General features: G+C 67.3%; 11 protein-coding genes and 1 pseudogene. 11 read left to right on the top strand and 1 reads right to left on the bottom strand.

The features are described 5' to 3' along the window. Positions 1-115 precede the first annotated feature (115 nt). From ACWEKM_RS14440 to ACWEKM_RS14430, 3 genes are all read left to right on the top strand, one after another. Complete coding sequence (locus tag ACWEKM_RS14440; RefSeq protein WP_451621489.1) at positions 116-949, top strand: GntR family transcriptional regulator; 834 nt, start codon at positions 116-118, stop codon at positions 947-949. 168 nt (positions 950-1,117) lie between these two features. Continuing rightward, positions 1,118-2,323, top strand: coding sequence for an alkaline phosphatase family protein (locus ACWEKM_RS14435; RefSeq protein ID WP_451621488.1), 1,206 nt, complete (start codon positions 1,118-1,120; stop codon positions 2,321-2,323). Between the two features lie 17 nt (positions 2,324-2,340). Further along, a complete protein-coding gene (locus tag ACWEKM_RS14430; protein ID WP_451621487.1) occupies positions 2,341-2,880 on the top strand; it encodes a 2'-5' RNA ligase family protein in 540 nt (179 codons plus the stop codon). Here the strand turns inward: ACWEKM_RS14430 and ACWEKM_RS14425 are convergent. Continuing rightward, positions 2,842-4,254 (bottom strand): aminotransferase-like domain-containing protein, encoded by a 1,413-nt coding sequence (locus ACWEKM_RS14425; RefSeq protein ID WP_451621486.1) that lies wholly within the window; start codon positions 4,252-4,254, stop codon positions 2,842-2,844. The two genes, ACWEKM_RS14430 and ACWEKM_RS14425, sit on opposite strands and share 39 nt — an antisense overlap. 107 nt (positions 4,255-4,361) lie before the next feature. On the opposite strand from ACWEKM_RS14425, the gene ACWEKM_RS14420 reads away from it, so the two are divergent. The 8 genes and pseudogenes from ACWEKM_RS14420 to ACWEKM_RS14385 all read left to right on the top strand — a co-directional run. Next, a complete protein-coding gene (locus ACWEKM_RS14420) occupies positions 4,362-5,915 on the top strand; it encodes an ABC transporter substrate-binding protein (protein WP_451621485.1) in 1,554 nt (517 codons plus the stop codon). 3 nt (positions 5,916-5,918) lie between these two features. Continuing rightward, positions 5,919-6,725, top strand: coding sequence for a metallophosphoesterase family protein (locus ACWEKM_RS14415; protein ID WP_451621484.1), 807 nt, complete (start codon positions 5,919-5,921; stop codon positions 6,723-6,725). After that, on the top strand, positions 6,725-7,645 hold the full coding sequence (locus ACWEKM_RS14410) for an ABC transporter permease (RefSeq protein ID WP_451621483.1): 921 nt from the start codon (positions 6,725-6,727) through the stop codon (positions 7,643-7,645). Before ACWEKM_RS14415 ends, ACWEKM_RS14410 begins: the two co-directional genes overlap by 1 nt. Positions 7,646-7,647: 2 nt before the next feature. After that, complete coding sequence (locus tag ACWEKM_RS14405; RefSeq protein ID WP_451621482.1) at positions 7,648-8,493, top strand: ABC transporter permease; 846 nt, start codon at positions 7,648-7,650, stop codon at positions 8,491-8,493. Then, on the top strand, positions 8,483-9,256 hold the full coding sequence (locus ACWEKM_RS14400) for an ABC transporter ATP-binding protein (RefSeq protein WP_451621481.1): 774 nt from the start codon (positions 8,483-8,485) through the stop codon (positions 9,254-9,256). The genes ACWEKM_RS14405 and ACWEKM_RS14400 overlap by 11 nt, the downstream gene beginning before the upstream one ends. Then, positions 9,256-10,056 carry an ABC transporter ATP-binding protein gene (locus tag ACWEKM_RS14395; RefSeq protein WP_451621480.1) on the top strand — a complete coding sequence of 267 codons (801 nt, stop codon included), beginning with the start codon at positions 9,256-9,258 and terminating at the stop codon, positions 10,054-10,056. The genes ACWEKM_RS14400 and ACWEKM_RS14395 overlap by 1 nt, the downstream gene beginning before the upstream one ends. 259 nt (positions 10,057-10,315) lie before the next feature. Continuing rightward, positions 10,316-11,044 (top strand): LOG family protein, encoded by a 729-nt coding sequence (locus tag ACWEKM_RS14390; RefSeq protein ID WP_451621479.1) that lies wholly within the window; start codon positions 10,316-10,318, stop codon positions 11,042-11,044. A gap of 53 nt (positions 11,045-11,097) precedes the next feature. After that, a pseudogene (locus ACWEKM_RS14385) lies at positions 11,098-12,236 on the top strand (DUF4158 domain-containing protein); the annotation flags it as partial. Positions 12,237-12,366: the final 130 nt, after the last annotated feature.

Here is a 12,366-nt window from a genome sequence, read left to right as displayed (position 1 = left end):
GAGGTCTAAAGGTGATGAGCGAGCGTCGAAGGGCAGGTGAACAGATGGCCAACGAGCGCCCGCGCGTCGGTGCTCCCCGGACACTGACCGCAGGAAGGGATGGAGGCATGCCAAAATGACAGCCGTGGCAGGCGTGCGGGTGGACGACGGTGGGCGGCGGCCGATCACCCCGCTCCCGCGAGGGGCGGGCATGGCACTGTGGGATGCCATCCGCGCTGATCTGCTCGATCGGATCAAACGCTCGGAGTTCGCCAGCGGAGAGCAACTGCCCAGCGAGACATCTCTGGCGGACAGCTATGGCGTCAACCGGATGACGGTCCGGCGGGCTCTCGCTGAGCTCGCTCGCGCCGGAGCGGTACGCACGGAGCACGGTGTGGGGACCTTCGTCGCACCTCAGCCCATCCGACACCGCATCGACGACGGCAATATCAGCCTGCTTGAGTCCATGAGCTCGCGTGGTCACGCCGTACGCCAGGAACTCCAGCGGGTGATCCGGCATCCCGATCCCGCGTCAACCGGCGGCCAGGGCATACTGGAGCTGGCTCAGCCGGCCGGAGTGGGGCTGAGCACACCGAGCGAGTTGTGGACCTTCCCTGCCTTCCCCGGGCCCCTGGTCGAGTACCGCTACACGCTGTTCCTCGAAGAGGTTCCCTGGTGCAGGTCGTTCGCGGTGTTGCCCAGTCAACTGGTTCCCGATGGCTGGGATCGCGACAGGAGTGTCTTCACCGCCGTGGCCGACGCTCACGACCTGGAGTTGCGTCGAGACGATCGCCGCTTCTCCGCGCTTGCTGCCGACGCGCGGGACGCCGCGCTGCTCGACATTGCCGTCGGAGCCCCGTTGCTGCTGCTGAGCGGTACCAACGTCGATCAGTACGGCCGGATCATCGCGTATATCGTCCACCGTATCCGCGGTGACCTGGCCGAATACGCCCTGCACGTCCCACGCTGAAGTTCCGGACACCCTCTCGACGGGCCTTCCTGACCCGACTTCAAGTCCCTATTGCAGGAGTATTTCCGCATGTCTTCTTCTGTGTCATCTTCTTCTGTGTCATCCAGATCCTCAACCGTCACAGTAAACGGCAGTGTTTATGGCGTCCCCCGTCGTCCGACTGTCGTCGTGACCATCGACGGATGCGCCGTGGACTACCTGACTGCGGCACTGAACGCCGGCTGCATGCCGAATCTGCGCGCTCTCCTGGACGGCGGAGCCTTTTTCGTGGACGCACTGTCGGAGATGCCGAGCTTCACCAATCCCAACAACGTTTCCATTGTCACGGGGGTCGCTCCCGCTCACCACGGCATCATCGGAAACTACTACCGCGACCGTGATGGTCAAGAACGCCAGCTCACCGAGCCGAGCGACCTCCGTGTCACCACGATCCACGCAGCACTACAGCAGGTCGGGGTGCCCGTCCTCGTCGTCACTGCGAAGGAGAAACTCCGTCGGCTGCTCGGTGTCGGTGGCGTCCCCGCGGTGAGCGTGGAGCAAGCCGCTTCCCATCTGATCGCCCCGTTCGGCGAGGGCACCGCGGCCGACCTCCTCGGCCGACCCGCCCCGCACATCTACGACTGGGATGCGAGCATCTACGCCCTCGACATCGGGCTGGCGGCCCACCGTCAAGCAGGTCCTGTCGGCCTGCTCTATGTCTCCTTCACTGATTATGTCCAGCACCGCGAGCCCCCGGGTTCACCGCTGGCCAACAGGTTCTATGCCGCCTTCGACGAGCGGCTCGCTCAATACCTTGACGCCGGCTATGTCGTTGGCATCACGGCCGACCATGGGATGAACTCCAAGCATCACGCGAACGGGGCCCCGCGAGTTCTCCTGCTCGAAGACATCCTTCGCGACGCCGGGATTGCTGGCCATGCAGTACTCCCCATCACCGATCCCTACACTGCCCACCACGGCGCACTGGGATCCTTCGCCTGGGTATACACCGAGCCCGGCAACCGCGCACGCGTCATCGAACTGCTCGGCAACACCGCAGGTGTTACCGAGGTCTACACCGGTAGTGAAGCAGCCACAGCGTTCGAACTGCCTGACGATCTCACCGGAGACATCGCCATAGCCGCTGATCGGCACACGGTTCTCGGAAGGTCATCCGCCTTCCACGGCCAGGCCGAGCCGCCCAGACACCTCCGCTCGCACGGCGGCAGATACGAGCAGCTGATCCCTTTGATCGTCAGCGAGAAGCCCTCGGATGCCTATCTTCACAGCCGGCGCGGCCGCCCGCACCGCAACCGGTACATTCACGACGTGCTGCTCAACGGTTGCCAGTCGGACCCGGGTCGGGAGCCCGTCCGGACGGTCGGTGAGCAGTGAGTGCTGGGAGCCCAACGGTGAAGGGCCGCCTCTTTGTCGGACTGCAGCCGCCGCAACACCTGCGGACCCGCATACGGCAGGATCTCGCGGTCTTGGACGACAGTCCGGAATCGGCTTGGGTCGGCGCCGATCACCTCCATGTGACCCTGCGGTTCTTGGGCACTGTTTCGGTCGACTCCGTGGACATCGGCACCCTCAAGGCGGCCTTCGCCAAGGTCACCGCACGCACAGTGAGTTTTGGCCCGGCACTGATGCTTCTCGGAGAACGTGTGCTGGTTGCTCCGGTCGATGGGGTGGACGATCTGGCGGCGGTGGCCCGTGCTTCTGTGGCCAAGGCCGCGGACGTGACCGAATGGGATCCGTTCTATGGCCACATGACGGTTTCCCTGCCGAGCACGGCTGAGGAACGGAACTGGTCACAGGCGGTGGTCGGGAGCGCGTTGACGGGCGGTTGGCCGGTCGACGAGGTGTGTCTCTTCCTGAGCGCCAACGGCTACCAGGTGCTGGAACGTTTTCCGCTAGCGGCGGCGGCGACCGCGGCCGGCGGGGAAGTCTGACCAGGCGTCCCGGAGGTTTTCGAGCGCCGTGGTGATGTGGTGCTCGTCCGAGGTGAGTGTCACTCTCAGGTGTGCGGACGGACGGCCGTCGCTGCGGTACATACCGCCGTACCCCACGGCAGTGCCCCGTTCGTAGGCGAATGCGACGAACTCGGCCGTGTCGCGCACCGGCAGACGGATCCACTGGGACGGGCCGATCCCTGTGCCCTCGATGCGCCAGTCGGGAAGCTCGTTGCGGATGAACGCCGAGGCGATGAGGGTCCGGCGCTCCACCTCCGCCTGCCGGTGCGCCACGATGGCGTCGTGATGGGGCAGCAACTTGGCCAACATCATCTGGCTGGGTACGGAAGATCCCGAGTCGGCCCCGGCTTTGACGCGGATGAGTGCTTCGACCAGGTTCCGTTGCACCCGGACCCAGCCCATTCTCAGGCCGCCCCAGTAGATCTTGTTGAACGATCCGACCGTGATGATGTTCTTGTGGTCCCTCAGCGCGGCCAGGGCGGTCGGCTCCGGAGCCGGGTGGTAGTCGGCGAGCGTGCGGTCGTCGACCACGAGCACGCCGCTCTGCGCGATCTGGACCAGCGCGGCCCGCTGGGTGTCGGTCATGCTGTACCCGGTGGCGACGTTGCAGGTGGCCATGGCGACGACCATTTTCGCCTGGGTCTTCCTCGCGACACGGACCACGGCATCGGTGCCCACTGCGGCGTCACCGGTGCGAACCGGCACGATCCGCACACCCATGCGCCGCAGCAGGTCCAGGGTGGTCGGGTAGGCCGGTGAGTCGACGATGACGACGTCACCGGGGACGAGCAGCATCTCGAACACCAGTGACAGCGACTGGGTCGCACCTGTCGTCACGACGAGGGCCTCGGCCATGGTGGGCAGACCATGCCGGCTGAGCGAGTCCGAGATGGCCGTGCGGGTGATGTCGAGGCCGGCGATGGCGTAGCCGCTGCCAGCACCGCTTGGGTGCAGGTCCAGCAGCTCGTCCGCGGTGAGGGTGAGCGCCTCGGTGGGAAGGGACTTGGGAGACGGGGGAGTGGCGTAGGCGATGCCCGGCTCGGTGGAAGTCCCCAGCCGGAATTTTCCGCGCAGGCCCGGAGGCATGGCCGTCCGGTTCGGCGCCTTGGCCGGCCCCGCCACATAGGTGCCCGCGCCGTGCACCCGGCGGACGACGCTGCGCTCGGCGAGCAGTTCCATGCCGCGCACCGTCGTGCTCCGGCTGATGTCCAGTACCGCCGCGAGTTTCCGTTCCGAGGGCAGCAGCCAGCCCTCCAGCAGCTCACCTCGCTCGATGGCCTGCTCGATGGCGTGGGCGAGGCGCTCCGCGAGCGAGCCTGCACCGTTGCGCCACTCACCCAGCAGGAGCGGCATCTCGTTCGGGTTAACAGGACGCGAAGAGACCAATTCAGACTCCACTGGACATCGGCCCATTGCTTACGCTTCCTGCGGATTTGGACCGCACCCACAGGGATTTCTCCGTGATTCTAGAACGATCGACTTGCCGCGCCCTGCCCGTCATCGCCCTGGCGACGCTGCTGCCAGCCGTCCTGACCGCGTGTGCGGGCACCGACACGGACGAGGCGACATCCGCGCCGAAGAACCTCACCGTCGCCGTGCCGGCCATCTCGCCGCCGTTCAACGCGTCGAATCAGTCCAACATCAACCTCCGTGTCACGAGCAACATCTTCGACCCGCTGATCTTCCGGGACCCGAAGACGAACAAACTGAGCCCCGGTCTGGCGACCAAGTGGACGAAGGTCAGTCCCACCGTCACCGACATCACCGTCCGCTCGGGGGTCAAGTTCCAGGACGGGACAACGATGACTGCGGAAGATGTCGCCTTCACGCTCTCGGCCAAGCGGCTGTGGGGCCCGGACGCCATGGAGCCGACGACTCTCGCCGGCACGTTCTCCGACGTGAAGGTCAAGGACGAGAACACCGTGAGGATCACCACGAGCCGGCCCGACCCCACGGTGCTGGACCGGCTGGCCTCGCCGATCGGATTCGTCGTTCCGAAGGCATACCTGCTGAAGGTGGGCGAAGAGAAGTTCGGGGTGCGCCCGATCGGGACCGGACCCTACAAGGTGCAGTCCATCAAGCCGGGGCGGAGCGCCGCCCTGACCGCCAACAAGGACTACTGGGGTCCCAAGCCCACCTACGAGAAGGTCACCTTCGACCAGGTCGCTGACGTCACGGCCCGAGTGTCGGGTCTCGCTACGGGCCAGTACAGCATCGCGACCGCGATCCCGCCGGACCAGAGCGACCGCGTCAAGGCAAACGGCCAGCGGATCGTGTCCACACAGGTCGACAACATGGTCGGACTGGCCTTCACGACCAACCAGGCCGGCGAGGCGACCAGCGACCCGCTGGTACGGCAGGCGATGGAGCTGGCGATCGACCGCAAGAGCATCGCGGATTCGTTGTGGAACGGCGAGGTGTCCGTACACGACGGCTTCAACCTGCCCCTGTACAAGGACTTCTACGACAGTGCCGTCCCGGTCACCGGCCAGGACCTGGCCAAGGCGAAAGCACTGCTGGCCAAGGCCGGATACGACGGCCGGCAGATACTCCTGCAGTACATCACCGGCTACTACACGAACATGGATCAGGCCCTGCAGGCGATGCTGCCCATGTGGAAGCAGGCCGGACTCAACGTGAAACTCGATCCGGTCGCCAACTACACGCTGCTCGACTACGACAAGCTCCAGGTCTACCCCACCTCCAGCAACATTCTCCTGAGCGACCCCGTATCGCCGATCTGTCTCGACTGGGTGTGCCCGAGCGCCAACTACGTGCAGTCGGGCCGCTTCACCCCGACCGACCGGATGACCTCGGCCGCGAACACCCTCAGCACGAGCACGAGCCGGCCCGAACGCAAGAAGGCGTTCGACACCCTCACCAAGCTCTGGACGACAGAGGTCCCGAGCATCAGCCTCTGGCAGCCGGTGGAGATCAACGGTCTTGCTGACGGCGTCGACTTCACACCCGACCCGCGCTACTGGATGCGCTTCGCCCCCGTTCCCGAAAGCTGAGCCGTGAACCTCTCCAACCAGACAACGATCCTGCACGTCTCGGACACACACATGTCCCCCGACTTCAAAGCGGGCACCGACATGTGGACGGCGGTCGTACGCTACGTCGAGAAGGCCCGCCCCGATCTCGTCATCCACACGGGCGACGTCATCCACAACGAACCGGACAACGAGCGGGACTACGAGTTCGCCGCCTTCCAACTGCGTCGGCTCACCACACCGTGGCGGATCGTCCCGGGAAACCACGACATCGGGGACAGTGACCCCGACCCCTACCACGGCCTGATCACCGAGGAACGGCTGGCCCGCTTTCGGCACCACTTCGGAACCGACCGGTGGTCGCTCACCATCGGCGACTGGCAGATGATCGGTCTGAACTCACTTCTCTTCGACAACCATCTCGCTGCGGAGGAAGCCGAGCAGTGGGACTGGCTGGATGAACGTGTCAGGGAGTCCGCCGGCCGCCCGGTCGGGCTGTTCATGCACAAGCCGCCGTCCATCAACTCCCTAGACGAGGACCTCTTCGTCAACAAGGCCATCGGGCTGAAGTCACGCGCCCGCCTGGCCAAGCTGGCGGAATCGGGAACCGTCAAGCTGATCGGTTCCGGCCACCTCCACGAACACGTCGTTCTCCTCAGCAAGGGCGCCCTGCTCGTCGGCGCCCCCGCCGTAGGACCCCTCCCCGTCGGCAAGGCGTCCATGAGCCTGGGGCTGCGCTGCAACGGAATCGTCGAGTACCGGCTGTCCGGCGACGCCGTGCGCGTCCGCCTGCTCCAGGAAGCCGATCTCGGCATCAGGAGCGTGACCTGATGATCGCCCGAGCAGTCGCCGTCCGGCTGCTCCGGAGCCTCGCGGCGATCCTCATCGTGGTCACCCTCATCTTCTGCGTCGTCCGGCTCACGGGAGACCCGGTCCGCTCGGTCGTACCGCAGGACTCGCCCCCGGAGGTGATCGAGCACTACCGCAAGGCTTTCGGCCTGGACGCACCACTGTGGCAGCAGTACCTCGACTACCTCGGCGGGCTCCTCCGCGGAGACTTCGGCGCGTCCTACTTCGACGCCGACGGAGCCCTCGACATCGTCCTTGAGCGCATCCCCGCCACTCTGCGGCTCGCGATCCCCGCGTTTGTGCTGTCCACTCTCCTCGGCCTTGTGCTCGGCATCCTCGCAGCGGCCCGAGCCGAGGGGCGGCTCGACCGCGCGATCAATTCCACGGCCATCGGTTTCGTGGCCCTGCCGAACTTCCTGCTCGGCGTGGTCCTGATGCTGGTCCTGGGCGTACAACTGCGCTGGCTCCCCACGGTCGGAGACACTGCGCCCGGTGCCGCGGTGATGCCCGTCATCGCCATGGCGCTGCCGCCGACCGCGATGCTCACCCGAGTCACCCGGTCCGCGATGGCCGACGCGCTCGTCCTGCCCTGCCTGGCGCACGCCGCGGCCATCCACGTCAGCCCCCGGCGCAGGCTTTTCGCCCACGCCCTGCCGAACGCGGCGCGGCCGATCCTCACGGTCATCGGCTTCGAGTTGGCCTACCTCGTCGCCGGATCCAGTGTCATCGAGGTGCTGTTCAGCTGGCCCGGCGTCGGTTCCCTCTTCGTCCAGGCCAGCGAGCAGAACGACTACGCCGTCGTCCAGTGCATCGTCGTCCTCATCACCGTCAGCGTCGTCATCGCACATGCCTTGACCGACCTCGCATACCGGCTCGTCGACCCCAGACTCAGGAGGACCTGACCGTGGCCCTTGCTGCCGCCTCCTCCTGGAAACGCCGCCGGCGACGCCCCGCCTGGTCACTGATCCTGGCCCTCGCCATCCTGGCCCTGACCCTCTTCGTCACGGTGCTCGGCTCCCTCATCGCCTCGCAACCGCTCGAATCGGTCGCCATCACCCAGCGTCTCCTCCCGCCGTCCGCAGACCACCTCCTGGGCACCGACCAACTCGGCCGGGACGTCCTGAGTCAACTGCTCCACGCCACCCGCACCAGCGTCCTGATCGCCATCAGCGCAACCGTGCTGTCCGGCCTCATCGGCGTCCTGCTGGGCGCCGCGGCCGGATGGTTCGGGGGAGTCGTCGACACCGTCGTCTGCTTCTTCATCGACCTCCAGTCGTCGGTCCCCGCATTCATCCTCGCCCTGGGCGCCATCGTCTTCTTCGGCGGTTCCCCCGCGGTCCTCATCATCGTCCTCGCCCTCGAAGGGTGGGAGAGGATCGCCCGCGTCATCCGTGCCGAGACCATGGCGGTCCGGCGCAGCGGCTATGTCGCCTCTACACTCAACCTCGGCGTCTCCCGCTGGGTCACCATCCGCCACCATCTCCTGCCGGCACTCCTCGCACCCCTGGCGGTACAGCTGACCCTCGTCTTCCCCGCGAAGATCCTCATCGAGAGTGCGCTGTCCTTCCTCGGGCTCGGAATCCGGCCACCGGACACCAGCCTCGGCCAGATGGTCGGCAGCGGTGAGCAGTACCTCGCCACAGCATGGTGGGTCGTGGTGCTTCCCGGCGTCAGCATCTTCCTCATCAGCCTCGCCGTCGGCGTCCTCGGCGACCGACTCCAGGACTGGACCATCCGCCGTGCCCTGTGACGACCCCCTCCTCACCGTCCACAACCTCACCGTGACCGTCACCCCGCCCGCCGGTAAGCCCCGCACACTCCTCCGGGACATCTCGCTCTCGCTCCAGCCGGGCCGCTGCGTCGCCGTCGTGGGGGAGTCGGGCTCCGGTAAGACCACCCTCGCGAAGACGGTCGCCGGACTGCTCCCGAAGTCGATGACCGTCACGGGCGACCTCCAACCGCGCGGCAGAGTCGGATACATGTTTCAGGACGCCTCCGCCGCACTGAACCCGCTCCGGCGGGTCTCCTGGCAGATCGAAGAGGCACTCCGGGCACGGGGAATGCCACGGGCCGACAGAAAGGCGGCCGTCGCCGGATATCTCAGCCGCGCGGAAGTACCGGACATCGAACGCTATGCCCGCCGCTACCCCCACGAACTCTCCGGAGGACTCGCCCAGCGCGTGCTCCTCGCGACGGTGCTGGCGGCGAACCCGTCCATCCTGATCGCCGACGAACCCACATCCGCACTCGACACGAGCACACAGCAGCGCATCGCCACGCTCCTGCGACGCCTCACCGTCGACGACGGCACCGGCATGCTGCTCATCACCCACGACCTCACCCTGGCCGCGCAGATCGCCGACCAGATCGCCGTGCTCCACCAGGGCGAACTCGTCGAGCAGGGAGACATGGAGCAGGTCTTCACCAAGCCGCGACACGCGTACACCCGGCAACTCATCGGCGCCCTGCCCCGCCGGACACGACCCACGCGACAAGGAACGGAGACCCGCTGATGCCGACCATCGAAGCACGAGGACTGCGCCACCTCTACGGACGGAAGCAGCGGGCCCGGACCGTCGCTCTCGACGGAGTCGACGTCACCATCGAGACCGGCGAGAGCGTCGGCATCGTCGGCGAGTCCGGCTCCGGGAAATCAACTCTCGCTCGCATACTCACCGGGCTCGAGCATCCCACCGAAGGCACGGTCCTCGTCAACGGCGAACCCCTGCCCCGCGGCGGCCGCCCGTGGCGGGACAAACGACGTCAGCTGCAACTCGTTCCGCAACATGCCGGCGGCGCGCTCAACCCCCGCGTCACGATCGGACGTCACCTGACGGAAGTCATCGACGCCCACCACCTCGCCGTGGACCGGACCGAACGCGACCGGCTCGTCGAGGACAGCCTCACCCGCGTCGGACTGCTCGCCGAGCATCGGGGCAAACGCCCGGGACAGCTCTCCGGCGGTCAGCAGCAGCGGGTCATCATCGCCCGCGCGCTGCTGCTCAGCCCGTCCATCCTCATCGCCGACGAACCCACCTCGGCACTGGACCTCCTCGTCCAACAGCAGATCGTCAAGCTGCTGAACGACGCCTGCCGTGGCCCCGACCGGGTGTTCTGCGTCGTCAGCCACGACCTGCGAACCATCGACGGCCTCTGCGACCGGATCATCGTGCTGAAGGACGGGAAGATCGTCGAGAGCGGTGAGACGGACCAGCTGCTCAGCAGCCCCCGACACCCCTACACCCAGCAGCTCGTGGCCGCGGCGTTCGAGATCGCCCCGGACGCGCCACCGGTGCCGGAGACGCGGGCGTGACCCGCACCGGTCCGTCCACCGTCCCGAGGTGCCCGTCGCCACCGTCCCGAGGTGCCCGATGCCACCGTCCCGAGGTGCCCGTCGCCACCGGAACGCCGGGGCGGCAGCAGGCGCCGCCGCCTCGGCACACCGGGACCCGGCGTCGTGACAGCCTCCCCGGCCGGGAACGGCAGGGGAGCACCCTCTTCGGCCACGGCCCCTTCCACCCTTGACAACCGATCCCCGAGCACCGCTCGGACCCACGCCGAAAGAAGCAGCGATGCACAACACCCGACCGGGCCTGGACCCGGCCACTCCCGGACAACGGCGAACCCAGGGCAGTACCGCCGACCAGCGGTTGCTCGACGACAGAGCCCCCGGCGACTGGATACACACCGACCCCTGGCGGATCATGCGCATCCAGGCCGAATTCGTCGAGGGCTTCGGTGCGCTCGCCGAACTCCCGCCCGCCATCGGTGTGTTCGGCTCGGCACGGACTCCGGTCGGCTCCCCCGAACACGATGCCGGAATCCGCCTGGGCAAGGGCCTGGCCGATGCGGGGTTCGCCGTGATCACAGGCGGCGGGCCGGGCGCCATGGAAGCAGCCAACAAAGGAGCCCGCGAGGCCGGCGGCACCTCGGTGGGACTCGGAATCGAGCTGCCCTTCGAGGACGGGCTGAACCCCTACGTCGACATCGGCGTCGACTTCCGGTACTTCTTCGTCCGCAAGGTGATGTTCGTGAAATACGCCCAGGGGTTTGTGGTCCTCCCGGGCGGAGTGGGCACCCTCGATGAACTGTTCGAGGCGCTCACGCTGGTCCAGACCCGAAAGGTCACCCGATTCCCCATCGTCCTGCTCGGCAGCGCCTACTGGGGCGGTCTTGTCGACTGGCTCAGGAGCACGGTCATCACACAGGGCAAGGCCGCCGAGGCGGACCTCGCCCTCCTGCACGTGACAGACGACGTCGACGAAGCGGTGGCCCTGGTCTCCGCGCGAGCGGGGCGCTGAAGCGGGCTCCTGCGAAGTGCGGTCACCGCGGTGTGGCCGCCGACCGCCCTACACAGATCTGCACGGTCCGCTACATCGGCCGCTTCCTCGGTACAGACTCGCTCGCGGTGCCGTGGGAGGTCGCGGAGTACCTGGCCGAGCAGTTCGGTACCGAGGACGCCTCGTGCGTGAAGCGGTGAAGCGGTACCCGGAGCGGCGCAGGACGCCGTACGAGCACGCACAGGGGACCCAGCAGCGGTTCAACTACCGCGACTTCACCGACCGAAAGTGGGGCCGGGAGTTTCGTGGCTCCCTGTACGGGCGGGCCTGGACGCACGCCGAGGGGCCGGTGGCGCTGTTCAACGACGCAGTGACGTGGCTACGCAAGAACAGGGTGCTGCTGCCAGGCATCTCGGTACCGGCCCGACAGGTGTCGGAGGCCCGCACGGCGGCGGAGTGGCGGTTGTATGAAGCGGTGGCCCGAGCCGCGCACCAGGCCGATCCCGCCCACGCGTCGGTGCTGGCCGAGCTGCTGGTGGTGCCGGAGGGCAAGCGGGTCTCAGAGCTGGAGCGGCTGCGTACCCCGCCGACGAAGTCGACGGGCACGGCGATGGTGCGGGCCATGCAGCAGGTGGAAGAGATCTCCGCGTTCGCGTTGGGCCGGGTGAATCTGTCCGCGTCAGTTGGAGGCGGAGGCGGTTGACGACGCGCTGGACCCGTTCGCAGTACTGATGGCGAACCGGCTGATCAGTCCAGCCCGGCGGGCGTCGGATGGGGAACGGCTGCCGATTCTGCCGCAGTTGGAGAGGCGGTGCGCATCCTGGCGAAAACGTCGAAGGTCCTCACCGAGTAGCTGGACTCGGTCGCCGAGCACGACGCGGACCTGGACGTGGCCGCGCTGTGGGCGGCAGTCGAGGAGGCCGTGCCGCGTACGGCGGTGGCGGGGGCGGTCGCGACCGTCGAGGCCCTGGTGCCCGAGGACGACGGCTCGGCCGAGGCGGCAATGCGTGAGAAGCCGTCCCTGCGCTACAACACCGTGCGCCCCTTCCTCTCCCTGCTGGGCGAGTCGGACGCGCTCGGCGCGGCCCAGGCCGGGCGGCGCATTTTGAAGGCGGTGCGCCGCCTGCCCGCGCTCTCGCGGCGCCGGGTCGAGGACCGGCCGCTGCTGCCCCGCGAGATTGATGCCGAGCTGGTGCCCGCGATGTGGACCCGCTGAATCCGCGTGTCTGGTCGGTCGTTGAGCTGGCAAGCCCTGCACGAAGTGGGCATGCTTCGGCGCTCAGTGTTCGCCGGTCACCGGCGCAGATTGGACTTTCGGCAGTGGTCGGACGGCGCCCGAAGTC

The organism is Streptomyces sp. NPDC004752, from assembly GCF_053601275.1.
Note: the sequence above shows the minus strand (reverse complement) of the source record. Positions and strands in the feature narration are given on the sequence as shown.